Genomic DNA, 23170 nt, shown 5'->3' with positions numbered 1-23170 from the left:
ACCAATCGCCACGACTCAACAACCCATCCCCACCAGCCCACACCCATCCCCACCAACCCACCCGACCCCGGCCACCCCGCCCCCGCACCGCCGGCCCGATTTCCTGGGTAGCCCACTCAAATTCGTGGGTCTGCCACTGATATCAGGGGTTGCACACCCATATCCAGGGTCCGCATCCCCCGATTTCATGGGCCAACCCATGAAATCAGCTCAGCTCACCCCGCTCCCCCGTGCCCGGCAACCGGCCGACAATCGGCCCGACAACCCTGACCAGGTCCACCGTCGTCGACAAACACGCCCCCGGCGCGCGACCACACCCTGTCAGGCCCAACCACATTCCGCCTCGTGATCACCCCCAACGCGCGACCACTCTGGCCAGCGGCTCCGAGACCGCCGCGTTCTTTCCCCAGTCGCCACGATCACGCAGCCCACAACCGCGACACCACAGACCCCCCGCAAGGACGGCAGCGGGTTGACAGATCAACTCGGCGTGGTAACTTGAATCATCAAGTCAAACCAACCACATAGAAGGTGACTGGCCATGAGAGTGGCTTTGACTGGCGGCACGGGATACGTCGGCTCGCACGTGCTGGGCGACCTGATCGAGCATGGTCATCAAGTGACCGCGCTGGTCCGCACCGACGAGCAGGCAGTGGCCGTGACCGCGCGCGGCGCCGATGCCGTGGTCGTCGATCTCTACGATCAGCCGGCGGTGGCGGAGGCGTTCGCCGGTGCCGACGGTGCCGTCAACACCGCCAGCCCGGGCGACGCCACGAGCGCCGACCTGAACTCCGCGGTCGTCGACGCGGCGCTCAAGGCGTATGGCGGTACCGGCAAGCCCTTCGTCGACATCAGCGGCATCTGGGTCTACGGGACCAATTTGTCGATCACCGAGGAGTCGCCGCAGAACTCGCCGGCGCTGGTGGCGTGGCGCGAAGCGGTCAACCGGCGCGTCGTCGACCGCGACGACCTCCGCGGTGTCGTCATCGTTGCGGGCGTCGCGTACGGCGATGCCGGCGGCGGCGTCCCGGGTGTCCTGGTCGGCTCACCCCGGGACGACGCCGGACGCCTCATCATCCTCGGGAGCGGCCAGCAGCACTGGCCGACGGTTCACGTGGCCGACCTGGCCGAGTTCTTCCGCCGCGTGCTCGAGAACGACTCGGCCCGCGGCTACTACGTCGTCGGTAACGGCGTCGACTCGACGGTGGCCGAGCTGACCGAGGCGGCAGCGGTCGCGGCCGGCGCCGCCGGCGCTGTCCCGGGGTCGGACGACGAGGCACGGCAGCGGCTCGGCGACTACTTCGCCGAGGTTCTGCTCCTCGACCAGGCGACGGCGACCGACCGGGCCCGCACCGAACTGGGCTGGGCGCCGACCCACCCGGGGCTGGTCGAAGAGTTCCGGCAGGGCTCCTACCGCAGCTGACTGGAGGTGTCGATGCGGGCCGTGATGCGGTCCGCATCGCGCCCCATCCGGCGCAGCTGCTCGGCGGACAGCACGTCGACGACGAGGGACCGCACGTGCGCGACGTGCTGCGGAGCCGCTGACTCCAGCAGCTCGAACCCCGCATCGGTCAGGGTCGCGTTGGTGAACCGACCGTCATTCGGATCCGGCTCGCGCCGGACCAGGTCGCGAGCCTCCAACCGCTTCACGAGATGGGACAGCCGGGACAACGACGCGTTGGTCACCTCAGCGAGAGTGCTCATCCGCAACGTCCGCTGCGGACCCTGCGACAACATCGCCAGCACCTGGTACTCGACCATCGCGAGCCCCGCATCGCGCTGCAACTGCTGGTCGATCGACCACGGCAACCACGTCATCAGCCGAACGATCGACAGCCAGGCCGCCAGCTCGTCGTCGCTCAACCACTGGACCGACACCTCTGCGGTGTCGGTCGGGCGCTTCCTCGACCGACCAGCCATTCCCCCACGGTAGCATTCACTTGCCGATTCAAGTCAGGCCGGAAACCTCCACCGGACGTCGGCGAGTGCCGCAGTGAGCAGGCTCAACGCGGCAGCTCCGACGCAGGCCCACAAGATGAGGCTTCCGGACCAATCGCCGTACACTCCGCCGGTCGCGTACGGGAAGACCGGTAGGTGGCGCTCCAGCGGACGCGCCAGCGCCCACGCGGACGCAAGCGGTACGGCGAGAGTCGCACAGGCCATCCCGGGCATCGAATCGCCTCCGGACCGGCGCCACACCGCCCAGCCGGCGCCGAGCAGCATCGCGACCAACCCCTGAATCAGTACGACGCCTGAGTGTCCGAACAGTGCACCCCGCGAGTGGACCACCACCGCGACCCAGATCCCCGCGAGGACAGCGACCGCAGGAGAACGGGCGATCGTCCGCCAGCCGAGTCCGCGCGGCGAGACATCGACAACAGCGGCTGCCTGCTCGTCGAAACACCACGCGGATGCACCGGCGAGCAGACCGACCGCCGTCCCTTGCAATGGCCACAACACCCAGGGATCCCAACGCACGAGCTCCATCAGTACGACGACCAGCCCGGCCGCCAGCGCGATCCGCAGCCAAGGGACCGCGCGGACGGCGTAGCGCATCATCGTCTAGTCCGGCAGCGGGATCGGGTTGTACAGGGTGTCGGTGAAGCCAACGGTCATCGCGAGAACTCCGAGGACCAGGGCGACAGCGACCAGGCCGATCGCGATCCTGTTCAACTGCGTGCGATCGGAGTCCGGGTCGTGACGAACCGCTGCCACCACCCCGAGCGCACACACGACGATCAGGTAGAGCACCCAGATGTAGGGGTTACCGGGCGCGGTGACCCAGTGGCTGTGCCCATCCGGGGCCGGAGTCCAGCCGGCCGGACCGACGAAATACGTCCAGATCCAGAACACCCGGTACGGCTGACCACCCTTGAAATTGCCCTGCAAGAGAATCGTCGCGAGGACCAGCACGACCACTGACACGACCGCGACACCTCGCCTGGGTAGGTAGCGCGCCAACAGCAGACCGAGCAGTGGACCGCCGACCGCTGCCATCACACCGTCTCCGAACATCTGTGCGGCGACGTACGCCGTACTCGCGCCGTCGGGGACGGTCGACGCGTCCGGCGGACTCGCGAGATAGACGCCGACGGCAACGACGTACGCGACGAGCGCCAGGGCGAACGGGACCACCACCGCACCTGCGAGGGCCAGGGTTCGAGTCCGCTCGGGGACGACAACCGCACCGGCCGCCTCGGCAGCACGGTCCGAGCGCCGGGTCAGACCGAACATCGTGACCAGTCCGAACAGACCGAGTGCGGCCGCGGGCACGATCGCGTAGAGGCTGGACGACTCCGCTCCGGGATGGATGACAAGGCCTACCGAGAACGCGATAGTGACGATTGCGCCGAGCCAGAACAGTTTGTGCCTGCTGTAGTTGGTGATCTCCTGCCGGGTGAGTACGCCGAGCGTTGATCCACCGACAACGTAGGAACTCATGGGCTGATGACTCCTTCTGAAGTACGCCGCTCCGCACGGAGCAGCAGGTAGGCGTCTTCCACCGATGGGTCGACGCCTGCGGAGTCGGGGGCGGGCTGTCCCCCGACGGACCGGACCAGCCCGGTTCCGGTTTTCCACGTCTGGACCGCGCCGGCGTTGCCGGTCGGCCCGATCTGCACACGGCCGGCGGCCGTGGCAAGCAGTTGGGGCACAGTGCCGTCGAAGCGGATCGCGCCGCCGTCGATGACCAGCACCCGGTCGCACAACGCCGAGATGTCGTCGGTCTGATGGGTCGAGATGAGTACGGTCCCGGCCAGTCCGGACAGGACGCCGCGCAACGACGCACGCTGTTCGGGATCGAGGCCGGTGGTGGGTTCATCGAGCACGAGCAACTCCGGCGTACCGATCAAGGCCTGCGCGATCGCGAGCCGGCGACGCTGGCCACCTGAGAGCTTCGCGACCTTCACGCTGCCACGGTCACCGAGCTGCACGAGCTCGAGCACGCGGCGAGTCTCGGCCCGCCGCGCCGCCGTCTCCTTCCACTCCTTCAGCACCGCGATGTAGTCCAGGAAACCGAGAGCCGTCATCCCGCGCGGGAAGATCACCTCCTGCGGGAGGTATCCGACCCGCCGCCGCGCCTCGGTTCGCTCGGTGTGCGACCGGGTGACGTCCTGCCCGGCGACGACGATCCGCCCCGAGGTCGGCGGGAGCGCGGTCGCGAGCAGCCGCAGCATTGTGGTCTTGCCCGCGCCGTTGGGCCCGAGCAGGCCGACGACACCCGGCTCGAGTGACACGGTCGTCGGCTGAAGGGCCGTGATCCGGCCGTACTTCTTCGACACGCCTTCCAGCACCGCTGTCGCCATCAGCTGTCACCACCTAAGAGTCGCCAGCTCGTCGTTCGAACTGTGAAGATCAGACCGAGGGCAAGTGCGGCCAGCACGAAACCGAGTTGGGAACCAATGCCGGTGATCAGGTCCGTCCGATCGAACCCACTCGCCGCAGCGGCGGCACTCCCCCACAGCGCCGACACGACTCCGCCGACGATCCACGGCCGCAACCACGTCAGCAGGACCAGTGCTGAGGCCGTCAGCCCGAGACCGGGCAGCAGCCAGGCAAAGGCCAGCGACTGCAGGTTCGGTATGAGCAAGCCGATCGCCATGGTCACCGGTACGGCGAACGCCAACGCGAAACTCGTCCGCAAGAGCGCAAGCCGCAGCTTCGAGTACGGCGTAGGCGCGCTGACCTCACGCAGCGACTTGGTGGCATCGAACGCCGCGACCACCGACAACACCGGGACCAGAGGTGCAAGGACCAGGAACGCCATCTCGTACCGAAGACCGGACAGCCCACTGACGATCGCACAGGCGAGTGCAGCACCGACTGCGGTGATCCACGGCAGCATCACCGCATCTGCAGCACCGAGGACCACGAGCTCGTGGTCAGGAACTCCGAGCCTTCGCAGCCACCGCAGCGGGAACGCCACCTTCGGCGCGCTGACCGATTGCTGGACCGACCGCCAGACAGTCTCCTGGATGTCCGGAACGACATACGAGCCTGCCATCGCGCGGCATTGCGAACAGCTCATCACGTGGGTCTCGACGGACAGCTCGGCGGCCGGATCCAGTGCGCCGGCGGCGTACCCCTCCCACAGCTCGGGCGCCACATGCCACTCCTGAGTGTTCGTCACCATGCCTCCACCGCCAGTAGTTGCTCACGCAACCTGGTCTTCGCGGTCCGCAGCCTGCTCTTGACCGTCCCGTGCGGAATCCCCAACAACTGAGCCGCTTCCCGAGTGGACAGGCCGTCCACCACCGTCACCTGCAGCACCTGACGCAGTTCGGGTGAAAGTCCACGCAGTGCCGCGCCGACCGAGCCGTGCTCGACCGCGACGAGCAGCTCGTCCTCGGCCGAGCGGACGGCCGGGGACAGCGCGGAGATCACCTGCGCCGTGACCGGCGTCGGCAGCGCGCGCTTGCGCAACCTACTGATGAGCTGCCGGATCGCGATCCCCCACAACCACGCACCGACGTCGCCTTCGCCACGAAACGCCTTCGGGTTCTTCCACACCGCTACGAACGTGTCGTGCAGCGCTTCCCGGGCAAGATCCTCGTCCGACGTACGGCGACGCAGCCGCAGCAGCAGCCACGCGGTGTGCCGCTCAACGAGCTCCCGGAGCGCAGGCTCCTCCCCCTCGGCCACCAAGGCCAGGAGTTCGGAGTCGGTCATCGCTTGCACGACACCACTGTCGCGCCTCGGACCCCGCGCGGATCACTCTCGGCGGGAACAGTTTTGTCAGTTGAAGGCGGTGCGGACGGTGACCAGGTCGATGCCTCGGGCTTCGATGGCCTGGCGGATCTCGGGGTCGGTGACGATTTCCTGGTCGGAGAGGCGGTATTCCTCACCCCAGCGGTAGGTGTCGGTGCCGGGGGAAGTCATCGCCGCAAGCTCGGGGTGGGCGGCCGCGCAGTGGGTGACCAGCAGGTGCACGCCGGGGGTCATCGCGGCGATATGGTCCAGCACCCAGGGCTTCTTCTCGGCGGCGTCGCGGTCGCTGAGGGTTTCGATCGAGGCGAAACGCCGCGACTCCGACGGCCCGTAGATGTACGGCTTGCCGGCCGCGGTCGCGATCTCGTCGTACGCATCCGGCGCCGACTCGCCCATGTGGACATCGAGGTAATCGATCTCGAGTCCCTCGGCGGCGAACTTCGCGACCTGAGCGGACAGCTCGCGTATGGCGTCCTCCCGCGTGATCGACGCCTGTGCCTCGGCGACCGTCCGCCGGAACGTACCGTCGTCACCCACCAGCGACGGCCCGTCGGTCAACGGCCGCCAGCGTAGGAAGTCCCACTCGCAGGTCAGGGTCTGATGCACGCCGAGCGGAATCCCGGACGCCCGCGCCAACGCCGCCGCCTCGGTGAACCACGGGCATGCCGCCATCGTGGAGGCCTGCGTCAGGATCCCGTCGGTGAACGCCTGCAGCGTCCCGACGTTCACCGCATGGCACATCCCGAAGTCGTCGCCCTGAACGATCAGACGGATATCTCCAGCCACGCCGACTCCACATCACCCGACGACCCGAGTCAGCACCGTACCTCTACCGTTGGGTCGTGCGTAGCTTGGGTAGGTGGCTGGATCGGGTGCAGCGGCGGCGTCGGGCGGTCGGGCTTCCAGTCGGCGTGGTGCTCAAGTTCTTCGATGACCAGGGCAGCTATCTGGCCGTCATCGTCACGTACTACGCCTTCGTGGCGATCTTCCCGATGCTGCTGATCACGTCGTCCGTCCTCGGCTCGCTGTTGCAGGGCAATCCCCAGCTCGAGCAGGAGGTTCTGGAGTCGGCGTTGCGGGAGTTCCCGATCGTCGGCACCCAGCTCGCGACTCCACAGGGTCTCCAGGGCAGTACGCCGGCCATCATCGTCGGCTCGATCACCGCGGTGTACGGCGTGCTCGGACTCGGCCAGGCACTGCAGAACGCGATCCACGTGATCTGGGGGGTCCCTCGCAACGAGCGACCGGATCCGTTTCGAGGCCGACTGCGGTCCGGTGCGCTGCTGTCGCTGGCGGGCCTGACGGTGATCAGCTTCGCGAGCCTGACCGTTCTCGCGGGCAGTCAGGCCAAGCTCCCCGGCGACGTGGCAACCGGGATGGGCTGGTTCGTCTCCCTCGGCTCGATCGTCATCCTCACCGCGCTGCTGACGATCTGCCTACGACCTGGCACCTCGCCGCGCCCGCCACTGCGCAAGATCGTCCCGGGCGCCCTCTTCACCGCGATCGGCTGGCATCTGCTCGAACGCCTCGGCGGCATCTACGTGAACCACGTCCTCGCCCGTGCGAGCGAGCTCAACAGCGTCTTCGCCTTCACCCTCGGCCTGATCGGCCTCATCTACGCCGCCTCGGTGATCGCGATCTTCGGCGCCGAAGTCAACGCGGTGGCAGCACACCGGCTCTACCCGCGCTCACTGCGCGCCGTCTTCACCGACGCTGCCGAGCTCACCGACGCCGACCGGCGCGCGTACACGATGTACGCCAAGGCCCAGCGCCACAAACCCGGCGAGCGCATCAAGGTCACCTTCGAACCCCCGCCTGCTGCGCCGACCGACACCGACGCCGGCGCCGCCTAGCTCCCGCTCACGCTGTCGGCTCGCCCCGGCTAGTGAAATGATTCACCAATCTATTGCTCGCCCTTGAGGTATGGACACGGTTTCGACTCAGGCTTACGATCACGACTCGTTGAAACATTTCACTTTTGGGCGTGAGGAGTTGGCTGATGGCTGGCAGAGGAAGGTGGGGCGCCGGGATTCTCGCCGTGGCCGCGGCGATCGCTCTCGCCGGGTGCTCGTCCGGGACGGAGTCGTCCGCGAGTGGGCCGGTGACGCTCACCTGGTGGGGCTGGAACGCTTTCAACAGCCCGCAGGCGATCAAGGACTTCGAGGCGGCGAATCCGTCGATCAAGGTGACGTACAAGCAGTACGCGTACAACGACTACGTCACCGCGCTCAGGCCTGGCCTCTCGTCCGGTAAGGGCCCGGACGTGTTCCAGGTCCAGCCCGGCGACCTGACCACGAACTTCGGTCCGCTGGCTGTCCCGGTCGAGGACCGTGTGGCGAAGGACCTGGGCCAGGACTGGGCCGGCAAGTTCAACCCCGAGGGGCTCAGCCAGCTGCAGGTCGACAAGAAGCAGGTCGCGCTCCCGGCGTACATGTCGGCAGCCGGGCTCATCTACTACAACAAGAAGCTGCTCGACCAGTATGGCGTCAGTGTGCCGACCGACTTCGATCAGTGGAAGCAGGCCTGCGCAACGCTGAAGGCCCACAACGTCAAGTGTCTCGCCCACGGCGCCAAGGACGCATGGGTCAACCTCGATGTGTACCTCTCGCTGATCAACAGCATCGCCCCCGGCAAGGTGTACGACGCCATCGGCGGGAAGGCGTCGTGGACAGATCCTGAGTTCGTGCAGGCGATGAAGGCCTGGTCGGAGCTGTTCACCAGCGGCATCATCCCGGCCGGCGCGACCGCGGCCACCGAGTACCCCGATGCCCAAACCACCTTCCTGGAAGACAAAGCGGCGTTCATTGCCCTCGGCACCTGGAACACGCCGGCGACCATGACCAAGACCGGTCAGGTCGACGCGCAGAAGACCGTGACGAGGAAGATCGACGGGCTGTTCCTGTCGGCGCCGTTCCCTGCGCCGATCGCCGGCGGCACGCCGACGAAGCTGTTCGGCGGACCGGACAACGGGTTCGCGGTGTCGGCGAAGTCGTCCCAGCAGGACGCGGCGTTCAAGTTTCTGGAGTTTCTGACCGCCGGTGACGGCCAGAAGATCCAGGCGGCCGGTGGCAACATCCCAGCGATCACCTCGGTGAAGGTCGCGACCACGGATGTGATCAACCCCAGCCAGGTGGCAGACATCGAAGGCCAGCAGCAAGCACTGACCAGCCTGATCGGTGCACGTCAGATCCCGTACAGCGATCTGTCGACGGCTCTCGGCGACGCGCTCTCCGCGGTGGCCGCGGGTACGTCGTCACCGGAGGACGCCCTCAAGAAGGTCCAGTCCGCGTCGCAATCGGTCACCCGATAGGTCATGGCTACCCAGGTGCAGCAGGAGGTCGTGGTTTCGGCGCCACCGGCGGAGTCGTCGGCCAAGGGGCGTCCCGCGCTGTCGGACTACCTGTGGGCGCTGCCGGCGCTCATCCTCGTCGTCGGAGTCATTCACGCGGGCATCGTGGCCAACGCGTTCTACTCGCTCTTCGACTGGTCCGGCGTGGGGACGCCGACCGACTTCATCGGCGGTGCGAACTACTCGAAGCTCTTCCAGGACCCGATCTTCTGGCAGTCGCTGCGCAATACCCTCGTCTTCGCAGTCGCCACCGTGGCGATCCAGCTCGTACTCGGCCTCGGGCTGGCCGTTCTCGTCCGCACCAGAGTGGTACTGCGGGGACTGCTCCGGACGCTCGTCTTCGTGCCCGTCGTACTGGCGCCGGCCGTCGTCGCAACGTCGTTCCGCATCCTGCTCACGCCGGACGGCGGTTTCAGCCAGTTGCTCCAAGGGCTCGGCTTCAGCGGCTTCGACCAGGCCTGGCTGGCCGATCCGAAGACGGCGTTCGGCGCGATCATCCTGATCAACGTCTGGCAGTACACGGGCTACAGCTTCCTCATCTACGACGCGGCCATCGGCCAGATCGATCGCGGGCTCTTCGAGGCGGCCCGCATCGACGGCGCGAGCAGCTGGCAGCTGATCCGGACGGTGGTGGCGCCGATGCTCAGAGGTTCACACATCGTGCTGATCGTGCTCGGCTTCATCAGCGCGCTCAAGATGTTCGACCTCGTCTTCCTCACCACCGGCGGCGGGCCGGGCACGACCACGCAGGTGCTGACCGGCTACATCTACCGGCAGGTGATCGCGCAGTTCCACGCCGGGTACGGCGCGGCCCTGTCGATCGTGCTCGTCCTCCTCGCGCTGGTCTTCTCGATCCTGCAGGTCCGCCTCTCGACCAGCGAAAGCAGGTAGCGATGTTCCAGTTCCAACGCCTGCCGGGCCGGATCTTCAGCCAGATCCTGGTCCTGATCGCGCTGGTGGTGCTCGTCGTTCCGCTGGTGCTGATCGTGACGGAATCGCTCGGCGGTGAAGGACTCAGCAACTACGGGCTGGTGCTGTCGTCGACGCCGTTCCCCCGGTTCTTCGCGAACAGCCTGATCGTCGCGGTCACGACCGTGGTGCTCGTGATGTACCTCGGACTCAGCGCGTCGTACTGCTTCGCCGTGCTGCGGCCACGCGGGTCGGGGATCGGCGCGGTCGTCATCCTGACCGGGCTCGCGCTGCCCGCGATCTCGCTGGTCGTCCCGCTGTACTACGTGATCCAGGCGATCGGACTGCTCGACACGTACTGGTCGGTGATCGTCCCGCTGACGGTGATCTCGATCCCGTTCGGCGTGCTCGTCAGTACCAACTACATTCGCGGGCTGCCGGCCGAGCTGTACGAAGCCGGCCGCCTGGACGGGGCGAACTCGTGGCAGTTCTTCTGGCAGATCCTCGTCCCGGTCTGCCGGCCGATCCTGTCGGTCGTCGCGATCTTCACGTTCCTGGCCGCCTGGAACGAGTACCTGCTGCCGCTGCTGTTCATCCAGTCGACCGACCTGCAGCTGCTGACCCAGGTCCCGACGTACTTCCAGAGCGAGCGACTCGTCGACACCCCGAAGATCTTCGCCGCGAACATCCTGATTTCGCTGCCCGTCGTCGTGGTCTTCATCGTGCTGCAGAAGACCTTCCGTACCGGCATCTCCGCCGGCGCGGTCAAATGATCAAGGAGCCCGCATCGATGGATCGACCGAAGATACTGGCGTACTACTTTCCCGATTGGCATCGGGATCCGCGGAACGCGCAGTGGTTCGGCCACGACTGGGACGAGTGGAGACTGCTCGAGGCGGCGAAGCCACGCTTTGCCGGGCATCGGCAGCCGCGGGTCCCACTCGGCGGGACGTTCGACGAGGCCACCGCAGCGAGCGCGGCAGCTCAGATCGGTTTGGCCAAGCAGTACGGCGTCGACGGCTTCCTGATCGACTACTACTGGTACGACGACGGACCTTATCTGCAGGGTGCACTCGACGACGGTCTGCTGGCCGCGCCGAATCGCGATGACGTCGAATTCGCCTTGATGTGGGCGAACCACCAACTCGTCGACATCTTTCCGCACGACAACCCGGCCGACAATTCCCCCGAACTGCTCAAGAACGGCGCGATCGGTCGGCCTGCTTTCGAGGAAATGGCGACGCATGTCATCGATGCCTATTTCTCCCGGCCGAACTATCTCACCGTGGACGGCCGGCCCTGGTTCTCGATCTACGAGCTCGGCAATCTCATCCGCGGCCTCGGCAGTGTCGAGGCGACGGCCGACGCGCTGCAGTGGTTCGACGAGCAGACCAGGGCGGCGGGATTCGCGGGTCTTCATCTGGACGCGGTGATCTGGGGAGTCGGCGTACTCCCCGCTTCCATCACGCTCGACGATCCCACCCAGTTGGTCAGCAAGCTCGGCTTCTTGTCGGCGACGTCGTACATCTGGGTGCACCACGCCGATCTGGGCGGATTCGACTTCCCGCGGTCCGAGATCGAACCACTGTCCGCGTCCGCGTTCGCCGAGTACGAGCGGTACGCCGCCACCCTCGACGTACCGTTCTATCCGAATGTGACGGTCGGGTGGGACGCATCCCCGCGGACCGATCAGAGTCGCGAATTCGCGCGCGGCTACTACCCCTGGACCACCACCTTCGACCCCGCACCGGCGGACTTCAAGGACGGGCTGCTGCTGGCCCGGTCGTTCCTCGAGCGGCACGGCCAGCCGCATCCGATCATTACGATCAACGCGTGGAACGAGTGGACGGAAGGGTCGGTACTGCTGCCCGATACGCACCACGGCCACGGATTTCTCGAGATGATCCGCGACGTGTTCGGCCGGTCCGAATAAGGGGAGCCAAGTGGCGAAGAGTGTCACCATCAAGGACGTCGCCGCCCTGGCCGGGGTGTCGATCGGGACGGTGTCGAACTACATCAACGGCACCAAGACGGTCGCGGCCGAGACGCGAGCGCGGATCGACCGCGCGATCGAGGAGACGCGGTTCGTCCCCAATCGGGCCGTCCGGACGTTGCGTGGCAATCGCACGCACACCCTCGGGCTCTTGGTCCCCGATGCCGCAAACCCTTATTTCACTGAGATTGCCCGCGGTGTCGAGGACGTGGCCCGCAGCCGAGGTTTCGTCCTGGTGTACTGCGACACCGCCGGCGATCCGGTTCGGCAGGGCGTCTATGTCCGCAACCTGGCTGAGATGCGGGCCGGTGGCCTCATCATCGCCTCGGCAACCGCGGAGCCGCCGGACCTCGGGGACCTCCGGTCGGTAGGGACTCCGGTCGTCGTTCTGGGTCACGAAGGGATGGCGCTGACCTCGTCGGCCGTCATCGTCAATCAGCACGACGGCGGGTTCCTGGCGATGAAGCACCTGCTCGATCTGGGACACCGGCACGTCCTCTTCGCCGGCGGTCCGGGCGGCGACCTCGTGCTGAAGGCACGATACGAAGGCGCACTTCTCGCGATCGAGGCGGCTGGTCTGGATCCCAGCCTGCTCCAGCGCGCCGACGCGGCGGGCCGTACCGTGCGCGAGCGAAGTGAGCTGGCCGACCTGATCACGGCGATGCGACCGCGCCCGACCGCGGTGCTCTGCGGCAACGACATGATCGCGATCGCGATCGTCAACAAGCTCATCCGGGACGGCTGGAGCGTCCCCGGCGACATCGCGGTGGTCGGGTACGACGACATCGGCGAGGCCCAGCTCGCCGTCGTCCCCCTGACCACGGTGCGCCAGCCCGCCCACGACATCGGCGAGTCCGCGGCCCGCCTGCTCTTCGAGACCGCCGACGACCCGTCCCGGCCACAGCGCCAGATCACCTTCACCCCGGAGCTCATCGTGCGGGGATCGACGATTCACCAAGGGAGGCGAAAGACATGACGATCAAGAGATCGCGGCTGCTGAAAGTGGCGTCCGCCCTCGTCGCAGCGATTGCTCTGACCAGCATGACCGTGCAGCCAGGAGGCGCCGCCGGTGTGACCACGTGGAGTGGCGCCACACCGCCACTACCGACCCCGTGGACCGCCCAGGTTTCCCCGACCAACGCACTGCCCGACTACCCGAGACCCCAGTTGGCGCGGCCGACGGCCGCGGCGCCCACCTGGACGAACCTCAACGGGCTCTGGCAATTCTCCTCGTGGGACGGCTTCTCCCCCATCACCTTCGGACAGAGCCTGAGTGGGAAGGTGCTGGTGCCGTATCCGATCGAGTCCGTGCTCTCCGGCGTACAGAAGCACTACGACTACATGCTGTACCGGCGGACGGTCGTCGTACCGACGGCGTACACCAAGAACAACCAGCATGTCCGGTTGAACTTCGGCGCGGTCACCTACGACGCCACCGTCTACGTCAACGGTCAGCAAGTCGCCCGGCACCTCGGCGGGTACGACGCCTTCAGCGCGGACATCACCAGCGCCCTGACGGCGAGCGGACCGCAGGAGATCATCGTGGCGGTGCACTCCCCCGTAGACAGTGCGCATATCCCGGTTGGCAAGCAGCGACTCGATCCCGGCCCGCTCGGCGGGGTGTGGTTCACGGCATCGTCCGGCATCTGGCAGACCGTCTGGCTGGAGCCCGTGCAGTCCACGAGCATCGCCGGCTTCACCGCAACGCCGGATGTCGACACCGGTTCGTTTACGGTCACTGCGACGTACAACGGCGATGTCACCGGCGCGAGGCTTTCGGTCGACGTCTTCGACGGTGCGAAGAAGGTTGCCTCCGGCAATGGCTCGGCCACCGGCCCGCTGCGGATCGTCGTCCCCAAGCCCCACCTGTGGACTCCGGACGATCCGCATTTGTACACGTTCAAGGCGCGGGTGAAGTCCGATGTGGTGGAGAGTTACGCCGGCCTGCGCGAGGTCGCGGTCGAGAACGTCAACGGCAAGCAGCGGGTGACGCTCAACCACAAGCCGACGTTCCTGCTCGGCACCCTCGACCAGGGATTCTGGCCCGACGGCATCTACACGGCGCCGACGGACGAGGCGCTCGAGTTCGATCTGCAGAAGACGAAGGACCTCGGCTTCAACACCATTCGTAAGCACATCAAGATCGAGCCAGCCCGCTGGTACTACTGGGCGGACAAGCTCGGTCTGATGGTCTGGCAGGACATTCCGGCGATGACGCCGGAGAGCAGTGGCAGCCTGACCGCCGGCGAGAAGGCGAACTTCCGTGCCGAGGCGGGCAGGATGGTCGATCAGCTCCGCAACGTCACCTCGATCATCGGCTGGATCCCGTTCAACGAGGGTTGGGGGCAGTGGTCGGTGCAGGCCGCGGCCGACGTCGGCACGCAGCTGAAGACCCAGGACCCGACCCGGTTGATGGATGAGCGAAGTGGGACCAATTGCTGTTACACACCAGGTGATCCGGGCGGTGGGGACGTGATCGATTGGCACGTCTATCCGGGTCCGGCCCTGCCTGCGCCCGATGCTCAACGGGCATCGATGGACGGCGAGCACGGCGGCTACAACTACTCGGTCGCGGGCCATTTGTGGCCGGGCGCGCCCACGGACCTGCCGAACTCCGTGACCAGCAACGCCGCGCTGACCGATGCGTACGTCGCCAATACCGCAGTCCTTCGCGATCAAGGCGCGCCGTACGGACTCTCGGGGTCGGTCTATACAGAGATCACTGACATCGAGGGAGAACAGCCGGGCCTGCTCACGTACGACCGCGCCTACCTGAAGGTGGACGAACAGCGAGTGCGGACGGTCAATCAGGAGGTGATCGCCGCCGCCACGAAGGCGCCGCCGACCCCTCCGGCGGGAACGCCCGGTCTGACGGGCGTGCACGCGTGGGCCTTCGACGAAGGCACCGGTACGTCGGCCGCGGACTCGGTCGGGACGGATCCGCTGACCTTGACCGGCGGAGCCCAGTGGACCAGTGGCCTGACCGGTGGCGCGGTCCAGTTCGGCGGCAACGGCTCTGCGGCCACGACCGGTCCGGTGCTGACGACGGATGCGAACAACAACTACAGCGTCTCGGCCTGGGTTCGGTTCAACCAGGTGGGCGGCGGCTTCCAGACTGTCGTCGGCGAGGACGGCGCGCAGAACAGCACCTTCTTCCTGCAATGGTCTGCTGCCGACCAGCGTCTTGCGTTTGCGGCTCTGGGGACGCGCGCGGTCGCCAAGGACGTCGTCGTACAGCCGGGACGTTGGTACCACCTGGTCGGCGTACGGGACATCACTGCCTCGACGCTGACCATCTATGTGGACGGGCAGAAGGCTGGATCGACGTCGGTGCTGGGGTTCGGTGACAAGGCGACGGGTCCGCTGACGGTCGGCCGGGGCCGCTTCGGCGGTGGACCGGTCGACTTCCTCAACGGCAGCGTCGACGGCGTCCGCGTCTTCGACCGCGCGCTCTCGGCGGCGGAGGTAACAGCTCTCTTCGCCCAGAACGCCTCGTAGCGGAACTGTCGGGGCCTTCCGACCCAGGGCAGCCACTGCCCGATCGGGCCGGAAGGCTGCCCGCGGGAGCGCGCTCGGCGCCCTGTCGCCGGCTGCGTCGACGTTCGATCTTGGGCTTATGGACCCGTCGAAGGAGACCGAGCCACGCGAGCAGGTCCGGCGTACTCCGACGGGTCCGCGCGCCGACGCCGACGGCGGCACCGATCACCCGCTGCTCGACTTGCAGGCGCAGGCCGGCAACCAGGCGGTCAGCGGCGCCGCTCAGGCCAGGTCCGCCATCGAACTGGATGCCGAACTCGAGAAGGCCGTGGGTGCGAGCCCGCCCCAGTGGGCCGAGGCGACGCGGGTTCTGAACGGGTTCAGCGACGCCGACATCTCGGGTCGGGTGAAGGCGATGGCACCGGACCGGCAGCGTTCGCTGCTCACCGCGGTCGAGCCGTGGAACCACCGGGTCCGGGCCGCCCTGCTCGACGGCGCCTACGAACGGGCGAAGGCGGGTGACGATTGGGACGAAGCGGCGGTCCACCTGAACGGATTCAACGCGCCCGGCATCGACGAACGAGTAGGCGCGTTGCGACCGGAGCAGGTCTGGGAGCTCTACAACTCGGTCCTCACCGCGCTCTCCGGCGTGAGCCGGCAGCGGCTGATCGACGCGATCGTCCGCGTGCAGGCGCCGGTCGTGTCGGCCGCGCCGGGAACCGACGCGATCCGGGTCGCCGCGACGATGCAGGCACAGGGTGTGCCCGCTGCCACGGCCGCCTCGGTCGTACTCGGCGGGATCGGGCTGCCCGGCGTGCAGAGTGTGAAGCCGGCCGCGGACAAGGGCGCCGGGGTGGAGGACGCCATCAAGATCCTCGGCGCCGCCATGTCGGCCGGGGTGGCGGCGGTGCTCACCGAACCCAAGATGCTTGCCGAGGGCAAGCTTGCACACACGATCATCGGCGGCCTCTACGCGAGCATGAACATGCCGACACTCGCGGACCCGACGATCATCAAGATCGTCCAGTACGCCGCCGAGGTGATGGACATCGGCGCGGGCAAGCTCGACAAGCTGTACAAGCGGCTGCCACAGAAGATCATCGCGGACCTCAAGATGCGGCCGGACATCCTCGACATCGGCAAGCTGCAGGTCTACGAGATCAAGTCGATGGAGTCCGCCGACAAAGCCGTACCCGAGATGAACGGGTATCTCGAACTGCTGGCGAGCATCGACATCCCCGGCTTCGGCATGTTCCGGGCAGGAGTGGCGGCGAATCCTGGCGCAGAGGGCGTGGCGCCGTGGCCCGACGGCGGCCGCCTCATCTGGTGCTGCCCCTGGCCAGGAGCGATCGTCTATCGCGTTGCCGGCAAACTGGAGCACAACGACAGCCCCGAGCGGCTCCGCGCCGATGTCCGCGGGGACCTCGGCCTGGGTGTCGAGTCGATGGTCGCGCTGGGTCTGCTCGGCCCGGCCATCGCGGCTCTCCTCCCAGAGGCCGCCTCCGCGACAGCCCCGGCGGCCGCCGCGGCCCTGGCCCGAGCGGCAATCAGCTACGAAACCCTCATCCCCCTCCTCACCCAGGCGGCGCTGAGTGTAGGTCAGAAGGTCCCGGCGTTGCCGTAGCGAAGACTGTCGGGGGCTTCGTTTACGGTGAGATTCAGGTGTGGACCACTGTGGGCGGAGGAAGCATGAGCGCTGAGACTCTCGTTGTCCGGCCGTTGGTTTCGGAGACCTGGCCGGCGTTCGCCGAGCTGGTCGAGGCGAACAACGGGGTGTGGGGTGGCTGCTGGTGCGTGGGCTTCCATATCAAGCTGAAAGGCCGGACACCGGCCGAGAACCGGGCCGAGAAGGAAGAGCGGGTTCGGGACGGGCGGACGCACGCCGCGCTGGTGTTCGACGGTGACGCATGCTTGGGCTGGTGTCAGTTCGGTTCGCCTGCGGAGTTGCCGGAGATCAAGAGCAAACGCCTGTACGACAAGGGCCTCGAGTCCTTGCCGGATTGGCGGATCACCTGCTTCTTCACCGGCAAAGGCCTGCGCGGCCGCGGCGTCGCGAACGCAGCACTGGGTGGGGCACTCGACCAGATCGCCCGCAGCGGCGGAGGCGTGGTCGAGGGGTATCCCGAGGAGACCGACGATCGCAAGCTGTCGGGATCGTTCCTGCACACCGGCCCGATGGCGGCCTTCGAAAGTCACGGCTTCACGCGCACCCGGCCGATCTCACCCCATCGCTGGGTCGTCACCCGCACGGTGAAACCGGCCTAGCCAACGGCGCCGGCGCTCCGGGGTTCAGACCACCGGCAAGCTGGCCGTCTGCAGAATGCGAGTAGGTCGCTGGTGCCGCTGAGGCTACGGGGTGATCGAAGCGGTGGGGGTTGGGGTGTTGGGCGGCGGGGTGGTTGAGGCTGTGGGGGTGGGCGTGGGGGTCGGGGTGGGCGTGGGAGTGGGCCTCGGGGTCGGGGTTGGAGTTGGCGTGGTGGAGGGCTTGGTTGTGGTCGGGGTGGTGGTCGGCGTCGTGCTGGGTGTGGTTGTCGGCCGGGTGGCGCTCGGGGTCGTGGTCGGGGTGGTGGGGGCCGACTGACTCTGCGCAGGCTGGGTCGGCTGCGTCGTCGGGATCGAGCCGGACGGATTCGTCGTCGGGCTGGTAGTCACCCCCGGCTGGGGGCCGACGTCATTCGTCGGGGACTTCGACCGGTTCGCGTTCAGCAGGACGCCGGCCATGACCGCGCCGACCACGACCAGCAGGACGATCGCGCCGATCAGGAGGCGCTGAGTCTGCGCCTGATCCGGCGCCTTCCGCACGGGAATCGGAGCGGTCGGTCCGCCGGAGGAATCACCGATGGCGGGCGCAATGATCGCGGGCACCGTGGGTCCGGTGAACTGCTGGGTACGCAGCGCGCCGTTGGCGATCTCGTCCGCGGTCGGACGATCGGCGGGATCCTTCGCGAGCATCTGCAGCAGGACCTGCTCGAACGGCCCACCCAGCTCGGGGTTGGTCAGGCTCGGACGCGTCGGGGTGGTGTCGACGTGCTGATACAAGATCGCGGCGGGATGCTCACCCGTGAACGGCGGCTCGCCGGTGACCAACTGGTACAGCACACACCCCAGCGCGTAGACATCGTCGGCCTTCCCGGCCGCTCCACCCCGGGCGCGCTCCGGCGAGAGGTAGTGCGCACTGCCGATGATCTGGCCGGTCGCCGTGAGCGTGGACGCCCCGTCGCCGGGAAGGTGAGCGATCCCGAAGTCGGCGACCTTGACGGTCCCGTTCTCCGTGATCAGGAGGTTGCTCGGCTTCACGTCGCGGTGAACGACGTCCTCGCGGTGCGCGGCGGCCAGACCGGCGGCGCTCTGCTCGACGAGATCGATCGCGCGATCCTTCGGCAGCGGCCCGTTCTCGGCGAGCTCGGCGGCGACCGAGCCGCCCTCGACGAGCTCCATCACGAGGAAGAAACTCTCCTCGTGGTTGCCGAAGTCGTACACGGCTACCACGTGCGGATCGTTCAGCCGCGCGGCCGCCCGCGCCTCCCGATGAAAGCGCTCTGCCGCCCGCGCGTCGTTGTCCGACGTCAACAGCAGCTTGACCGCGACCTCGCGCCCAAGCTGTTCGTCCGTCGCCCGAAAGACCTCACCCATGCCGCCCCGGCCGAGTGAGGAACCCAATCTGTACCGCTTCGCTACGAGCACCGTCATCCTTTACCCACGGTCGCCGAGCGCGAACCAGGTGAAACCGGTCCCGGCCCTGCATCGCCGTACGGCTGAGCAGTTGATGCCGACGGCAACTAATAACCCTTCGGGCAGATTGGTCGAGCCAATGAATGGACCTGAAGGGCCAAGGATACCGTCACCGGTTCAATAGCCTCGAATCATGGCGGATCGGGACGTCGACGCGGCAGAGCGGGAACCACGGACCGGCAAGCCTGCCGCGATCCGCGACGCCGGATCCGACTACGGGGTGCCCGGACAGGTAGTGGACCTCGGTTCCAAGGCCGGGAACGACGCGATCGAACGCTCCGGCTACTCGGCACACCCCGCCGGAATCACGCCTGGAACCGAGGTCCGCGGAACACCGCGGGAGCGAGCCGCGCAGATCGCGGAATCCGACGACACAGCCCTTATCAACCAGCTGGACGAGGCGACCATCGCGGCGGCAAATCAGGAGCAGCGGCTCCGGATGATCCGAGCGTTGAACGACCACGGCGGCCTGCTCGAACGGTTCATGCTGGTGCCACTGTGGGACTCGTTCGGCGCGAGCCTGCGGGAGGTCGCGGAAGGGCATCCGGGGGACTGGCAGACGTCGTTCCAGGTCGCGCCCGGGGCAATGCGGCAGGGTCGCAACGTGAGCGGCGTACGGCACGTGTTCTATCAGGACGTCGAGGACCTGGCGCGGCGATACCTCGATCTGAACGAGCAGTTCTGCCGGCACGAGTTCGAACACCTCGGGCTCAGCCCGGACGGTGACGTGACCACCGGCCCGCCGACCGCCGAGCAGGACCGCGAACGGCAGGATCTGCGCAACAACGCGACGCAGCTGGCCGCGGATCAGGAAGCGTTGGCGGCGCTGCGGCGGATTCCGGTCGGCTACGAGATGGTTCCCACGTCGATCGACGGGGACATGCCGGTCCGCGGTGCCCAGGTGACCTTCGATCCGGCGGCGCCGCCGATGACCGGCGCGGACGCGGGCGACGCCGGGACGCGTCCTTGGGCAGAGGTGAAGAAGCAGTACGACCGGATGTCGCTGCTGATCCGGGTCCGGACGATGGCCAACCCGGCGCTGTTCCCGATGGTGGCCGGCCATCCCGAGGATCCGGCCGCGGCGAAGACGGTGTCGACCGGCTCGGACGCCGACGCACTGCGCACCGCCGGCGACGGTCTCAAGGGCGTGCTCGCGAACATCGCCAAGACCCGCCCGCTCCTTGGGACGCTCGCCCCGGACCTGGAACCGCTCCAGGCGCAGCTGATCGCGGGCTCCCAGGTCGTCACCCCGGACCGGAACTGGAATTCGTCCGGCTTCTACTCCGCCATCGCCGGCGACCTCGCCGCACAGCACCGGCCCGGCGTCTGGTGGGCCGAGTTGGCCAAGTCGATCGGGATCGCCACGGCCGAGGCCGCTGCGTACGTCGTCGCCGGCCTGGCCACCGGTGGTACGGCGATCGCCCTCGGCCTCGGCGGGAAGGCCGCGGTCGATCTGGCGCTCGCCAAAGGCAAGGCGGACGTGATGCGGGCGGCGTACGGCGCGACCACGTCCGAGGAGACCGCGCTGCTCACCGACGGCCAGGTCAACCAGGCCGAGGCGGCCGTCATCGAGACCGCCGTGTTCGGGCTGCTCGACGTGCTCGCCGCGGGATCCGGCGTACGAAGTGCTCTGCGCGGGATCATGCAGTTCGAGCAGGTCGCCACCGAACGGGCCGCGAAGGCGGCGGCTGCGGCCGAGCGCCTCATTGCCAAGCAAACAGTCAAGGACGCCGCCCAAGATGCGGCTCAAGATGCAGCGAAGGCGGCAGCGGCCGCTGAGCTTCCGACTGTGAAGGCCGACGCGGATGCGGCGGCCAAGGCGGCCAGCGACGCCGAGGTCGCGGCGAAGACCGCGCCACCCGAGGAGTCGGCGCGCGCCCACGCCGCGGCGGTCAAGGTCCGCGCGGACGCGGACCGCGCCCAGGAGGCAGTCGACAAGGTCGCGGCGATCGCGGAAGGTCGGTACGGCACCGTCTCCAGCACACCGCTCGTCGACCCGACCGGCTTGGCCAGTCAAGCCTCGCTCGACGCGACCGTGGCCGCGGCCCGCCGGGAGTTCTCGCTGACCTGGACCAGTCTGACGGTCGCGCAGAAGCGGCAGCGTCTGCTCGACCTCTTCAACGACCGGTTGAAGAGGGACGGCCTGCCGCCGTTGAAGGGGCTCAAGTTCAAGTCGGGCGCCGACGGCCTGTTCGATGCCAAGACCTGGGAGGTCCATATCGGCATCCAGTTGATGGCACCCGACCAGTCGATGGAGGGCGTCGTCTCGCTGATGTATCACGAGGCCGCGCACGCCCAGGATTACTTCCGGATGGCGCAGCTCGAGCTGGGCCGGGGCAAGTTTCCGCCCCAGATCAGGGCGGAACTCGGCATCGAGGCGGACGCCGTCGCGGCGGCCATGGCCGAGGGTCCGATGACCCCGGGCCATCCGTACTACGACAGCACGGAAGAGATCTTCAGCAGTGTGTACGGCGCCAAACGGCAACTGCGCATCAACACGCTGGACCTCTGGCACATCGCCGAGGACGAGCTCAAGAAGGCCGTACAGAGGCTGGACACGGTCTGGGACAAGGCGACCGGCATGCCCCGACCGGGTGTTTCGCCGTCCGAGTACGAGCTGGTCGTCAAGATCTGGAAGAGCAGTGTGACGGAGCGCGACGTGGCCGAGGCCAACTATCGGAAGTTGGCCGAGGAGGTCCGCGCGTACGGCGTGCAGGAGGCGCTGCTGCGGACGTTCGACTCGAGCTTCGAGGTCGCCGACACCCTCAAGATGATCATCGCCACCTCGGGAAAGACCGGTCTCTCCGCGACCACTCTCGCCGGCCTCTACGAACTCCAACGCCGCCTGAACCAAGACCCCAAGGGCTCCTGACCCACCAACTTTTTCACCGTCATCGTCGTCAAATCCCTGTGTCGAGGGTCACAGGGCCTTCGGCTGAGGGGAGGACGATCCAGATGCTTCGTAAGACCACAACTCTGGCTTCGGCCGGGGTACTCGCACTGACGCTCGGCCTGGGGGCAGGCGCACCCGCGCTGGCCACCACGTCGGCTGCCACGGCCGCAACCTGTTCGCTTCGGCTGGGCTCGGTGACCTCCACCGGCGCACACACCAGCCGCACTATCACCGCATCCATACCGATCACTGTCAGCGCCGTACGCACCACGCCCGGGGCGTTCGCGGCCGGCCAAGTCCAGCACACCAGCACCTTCGTCACCTCGACGTCGGTGGGTGGCGAGGGCCGAACCGGCCTCACTGTGCTCGGCGGCGCCTTGTACGCCAGCTCGTACATCGCGGACGCGCAGGGCCGGATCAACCCGCAGTACCCGCACCGGAACAGCCGCATCGGCGGCGGTTGGGGCGAATTCCGGTGGATGGAGCAGTCGGTCTACCGGCCCTCCGACGCAGGCAAGCCGAGCCGTACGACGCTGTACGGCCAGCGCACCGACGGCACCACGTTCCGCTGGATCGCCGATGGCACCGGGTGGCGCATGACGTCGGGTGTCGGCGGACTCACCACGGTGAAGTCGGTGGCAGTGATCGGCCGTACGTACACCAACGACACGTTCATCGCGAACACCCGGGCGGGCAAGCTGATCGCGCTTCAGTGGCCCAGCACGTACCAGGTCGGACCGACCGCCACCACGCTGCGCGACTCCACCTGGCAGGTGTACGAGCAGCTCATCGCGACGAGCTGTGGACCATCCGGAACGCTGCTGCTCGGCATCGACCGCGACACCCAGACCGGCTACATGTACGCCCTCGGGCACACCGCCGGGACGAAGACGGTCATCAAGAAGGTCGGCAAGGTTCCGATGACCTTCTCCGACCCGCAGTACTTCCGCTGGGCGCCCAAGTACGACACCCTCAACGGCGGCTGACCCAGCCCTACCTCCGGGCGGGCCCCCCCCCCCCCCGGGCCGCCCCCCGCGGGGGCTCATGTTTTTTAACGGCGGGGTGGGGGGGGGGTGTGGGGGGCAGTTTGGTGTTTTTGTGTGTGGTATAA

20 protein-coding genes are annotated in these 23170 nt (G+C 67.5%); 12 read left to right on the top strand and 8 right to left on the bottom strand.

What is annotated here, in order from left to right:
* The first annotated feature begins 541 nt into the window (after positions 1-541).
* Entirely contained in the window at positions 542-1423 is an 882-nt protein-coding gene (locus ACWF4Z_RS34060; protein WP_452247317.1) for an NAD(P)H-binding protein, read from the top strand.
* On the opposite strand, the gene ACWF4Z_RS34055 is transcribed toward ACWF4Z_RS34060, so the two are convergent.
* The 7 genes from ACWF4Z_RS34055 to ACWF4Z_RS34025 all read right to left on the bottom strand — a co-directional run bounded on the left by ACWF4Z_RS34055 (position 1411) and on the right by ACWF4Z_RS34025 (position 6492).
* Positions 1411-1920 carry a MarR family winged helix-turn-helix transcriptional regulator gene (locus ACWF4Z_RS34055; protein WP_452247316.1) on the bottom strand — a complete coding sequence of 170 codons (510 nt, stop codon included), beginning with the start codon at positions 1918-1920 and terminating at the stop codon, positions 1411-1413. The genes ACWF4Z_RS34060 and ACWF4Z_RS34055 overlap by 13 nt on opposite strands.
* 33 nt (positions 1921-1953) lie before the next feature.
* Complete coding sequence (locus tag ACWF4Z_RS34050) at positions 1954-2559, bottom strand: hypothetical protein (RefSeq protein ID WP_452247315.1); 606 nt, start codon at positions 2557-2559, stop codon at positions 1954-1956.
* A 3-nt stretch (positions 2560-2562) separates the two neighbouring features.
* Complete coding sequence (locus tag ACWF4Z_RS34045) at positions 2563-3441, bottom strand: hypothetical protein (protein ID WP_452247314.1); 879 nt, start codon at positions 3439-3441, stop codon at positions 2563-2565.
* A complete protein-coding gene (locus ACWF4Z_RS34040) occupies positions 3438-4304 on the bottom strand; it encodes an ABC transporter ATP-binding protein (RefSeq protein ID WP_452247313.1) in 867 nt (288 codons plus the stop codon). The genes ACWF4Z_RS34045 and ACWF4Z_RS34040 overlap by 4 nt, the downstream gene beginning before the upstream one ends.
* Positions 4304-5131: a hypothetical protein gene (locus ACWF4Z_RS34035; RefSeq protein WP_452247312.1), complete on the bottom strand. Its 828-nt coding sequence runs from the start codon at positions 5129-5131 to the stop codon at positions 4304-4306. The genes ACWF4Z_RS34040 and ACWF4Z_RS34035 overlap by 1 nt, the downstream gene beginning before the upstream one ends.
* Positions 5125-5667, bottom strand: a complete 543-nt coding sequence (locus ACWF4Z_RS34030) for an RNA polymerase sigma factor (RefSeq protein ID WP_452247360.1) — start codon at positions 5665-5667, stop codon at positions 5125-5127. Before ACWF4Z_RS34030 ends, ACWF4Z_RS34035 begins: the two co-directional genes overlap by 7 nt.
* A 66-nt stretch (positions 5668-5733) precedes the next feature.
* Positions 5734-6492, bottom strand: a complete 759-nt coding sequence (locus ACWF4Z_RS34025; RefSeq protein ID WP_452247311.1) for a carbohydrate deacetylase — start codon at positions 6490-6492, stop codon at positions 5734-5736.
* Between the two features lie 56 nt (positions 6493-6548).
* Between ACWF4Z_RS34025 and ACWF4Z_RS34020 the strand changes: the two genes are divergently transcribed.
* From ACWF4Z_RS34020 to ACWF4Z_RS33980, 9 genes are all read left to right on the top strand, one after another.
* Positions 6549-7559, top strand: coding sequence for a YihY/virulence factor BrkB family protein (locus ACWF4Z_RS34020; protein WP_452247310.1), 1011 nt, complete (start codon positions 6549-6551; stop codon positions 7557-7559).
* Positions 7560-7705: 146 nt separating this feature from the next.
* The gene (locus ACWF4Z_RS34015) at positions 7706-9016 is read left to right on the top strand and encodes an ABC transporter substrate-binding protein (protein WP_452247309.1); all 1311 of its coding nucleotides are present in this window, start codon (positions 7706-7708) and stop codon (positions 9014-9016) included.
* A gap of 3 nt (positions 9017-9019) precedes the next feature.
* Complete coding sequence (locus ACWF4Z_RS34010; protein ID WP_452247308.1) at positions 9020-9946, top strand: carbohydrate ABC transporter permease; 927 nt, start codon at positions 9020-9022, stop codon at positions 9944-9946.
* 2 nt (positions 9947-9948) lie between these two features.
* Positions 9949-10737, top strand: a complete 789-nt coding sequence (locus ACWF4Z_RS34005) for a carbohydrate ABC transporter permease (protein WP_452247307.1) — start codon at positions 9949-9951, stop codon at positions 10735-10737.
* A gap of 17 nt (positions 10738-10754) precedes the next feature.
* Entirely contained in the window at positions 10755-11897 is a 1143-nt protein-coding gene (locus tag ACWF4Z_RS34000; protein WP_452247306.1) for a glycoside hydrolase family 99-like domain-containing protein, read from the top strand.
* 10 nt (positions 11898-11907) lie between these two features.
* Positions 11908-12933, top strand: a complete 1026-nt coding sequence (locus ACWF4Z_RS33995; protein ID WP_452247305.1) for a LacI family DNA-binding transcriptional regulator — start codon at positions 11908-11910, stop codon at positions 12931-12933.
* Positions 12930-15455, top strand: a complete 2526-nt coding sequence (locus ACWF4Z_RS33990; RefSeq protein ID WP_452247304.1) for a LamG-like jellyroll fold domain-containing protein — start codon at positions 12930-12932, stop codon at positions 15453-15455. The genes ACWF4Z_RS33995 and ACWF4Z_RS33990 overlap by 4 nt, the downstream gene beginning before the upstream one ends.
* Positions 15456-15573: 118 nt before the next feature.
* Positions 15574-17058 (top strand): hypothetical protein, encoded by a 1485-nt coding sequence (locus ACWF4Z_RS33985; RefSeq protein WP_452247303.1) that lies wholly within the window; start codon positions 15574-15576, stop codon positions 17056-17058.
* A gap of 65 nt (positions 17059-17123) precedes the next feature.
* Complete coding sequence (locus ACWF4Z_RS33980; protein WP_452247302.1) at positions 17124-17699, top strand: GNAT family N-acetyltransferase; 576 nt, start codon at positions 17124-17126, stop codon at positions 17697-17699.
* 84 nt (positions 17700-17783) lie between these two features.
* On the opposite strand, the gene ACWF4Z_RS33975 is transcribed toward ACWF4Z_RS33980, so the two are convergent.
* Positions 17784-19124, bottom strand: coding sequence for a serine/threonine-protein kinase (locus ACWF4Z_RS33975; protein WP_452247301.1), 1341 nt, complete (start codon positions 19122-19124; stop codon positions 17784-17786).
* A 175-nt stretch (positions 19125-19299) separates the two neighbouring features.
* Between ACWF4Z_RS33975 and ACWF4Z_RS33970 the strand changes: the two genes are divergently transcribed.
* Together ACWF4Z_RS33970 and ACWF4Z_RS33965 are read left to right on the top strand one after the other, a co-directional pair.
* Positions 19300-22038, top strand: a complete 2739-nt coding sequence (locus ACWF4Z_RS33970) for a hypothetical protein (RefSeq protein WP_452247300.1) — start codon at positions 19300-19302, stop codon at positions 22036-22038.
* A gap of 83 nt (positions 22039-22121) precedes the next feature.
* The gene (locus tag ACWF4Z_RS33965) at positions 22122-23045 is read left to right on the top strand and encodes a hypothetical protein (protein ID WP_452247299.1); all 924 of its coding nucleotides are present in this window, start codon (positions 22122-22124) and stop codon (positions 23043-23045) included.
* The last annotated feature ends 125 nt before the right edge of the window (positions 23046-23170 follow it).

This window comes from Kribbella sp. NPDC055071 (assembly GCF_053608045.1).
This window is presented reverse-complemented; position numbering and strand designations above follow the sequence as displayed.

Bases quoted from the DNA above. Each gene is read 5' to 3' on its own strand.
- ACWF4Z_RS34060 (WP_452247317.1), top strand. From the start codon at position 542: ATGAGAGTGGCTTTGACTGGCGGCACGGGATACGTCGGCTCGCACGTG.
- ACWF4Z_RS34055 (WP_452247316.1), bottom strand. From the start codon at position 1,920: ATGGCTGGTCGGTCGAGGAAGCGCCCGACCGACACCGCAGAGGTGTCG.
- ACWF4Z_RS34050 (WP_452247315.1), bottom strand. From the start codon at position 2,559: ATGATGCGCTACGCCGTCCGCGCGGTCCCTTGGCTGCGGATCGCGCTG.
- ACWF4Z_RS34045 (WP_452247314.1), bottom strand. From the start codon at position 3,441: ATGAGTTCCTACGTTGTCGGTGGATCAACGCTCGGCGTACTCACCCGG.
- ACWF4Z_RS34040 (WP_452247313.1), bottom strand. From the start codon at position 4,304: ATGGCGACAGCGGTGCTGGAAGGCGTGTCGAAGAAGTACGGCCGGATC.
- ACWF4Z_RS34035 (WP_452247312.1), bottom strand. From the start codon at position 5,131: ATGGTGACGAACACTCAGGAGTGGCATGTGGCGCCCGAGCTGTGGGAG.
- ACWF4Z_RS34030 (WP_452247360.1), bottom strand. From the start codon at position 5,667: ATGACCGACTCCGAACTCCTGGCCTTGGTGGCCGAGGGGGAGGAGCCT.
- ACWF4Z_RS34015 (WP_452247309.1), top strand. From the start codon at position 7,706: ATGGCTGGCAGAGGAAGGTGGGGCGCCGGGATTCTCGCCGTGGCCGCG.
- ACWF4Z_RS34010 (WP_452247308.1), top strand. From the start codon at position 9,020: ATGGCTACCCAGGTGCAGCAGGAGGTCGTGGTTTCGGCGCCACCGGCG.
- ACWF4Z_RS34005 (WP_452247307.1), top strand. From the start codon at position 9,949: ATGTTCCAGTTCCAACGCCTGCCGGGCCGGATCTTCAGCCAGATCCTG.
- ACWF4Z_RS34000 (WP_452247306.1), top strand. From the start codon at position 10,755: ATGGATCGACCGAAGATACTGGCGTACTACTTTCCCGATTGGCATCGG.
- ACWF4Z_RS33990 (WP_452247304.1), top strand. From the start codon at position 12,930: ATGACGATCAAGAGATCGCGGCTGCTGAAAGTGGCGTCCGCCCTCGTC.
- ACWF4Z_RS33985 (WP_452247303.1), top strand. From the start codon at position 15,574: ATGGACCCGTCGAAGGAGACCGAGCCACGCGAGCAGGTCCGGCGTACT.
- ACWF4Z_RS33980 (WP_452247302.1), top strand. From the start codon at position 17,124: ATGAGCGCTGAGACTCTCGTTGTCCGGCCGTTGGTTTCGGAGACCTGG.
- ACWF4Z_RS33975 (WP_452247301.1), bottom strand. From the start codon at position 19,124: ATGACGGTGCTCGTAGCGAAGCGGTACAGATTGGGTTCCTCACTCGGC.
- ACWF4Z_RS33970 (WP_452247300.1), top strand. From the start codon at position 19,300: ATGGCGGATCGGGACGTCGACGCGGCAGAGCGGGAACCACGGACCGGC.
- ACWF4Z_RS33965 (WP_452247299.1), top strand. From the start codon at position 22,122: ATGCTTCGTAAGACCACAACTCTGGCTTCGGCCGGGGTACTCGCACTG.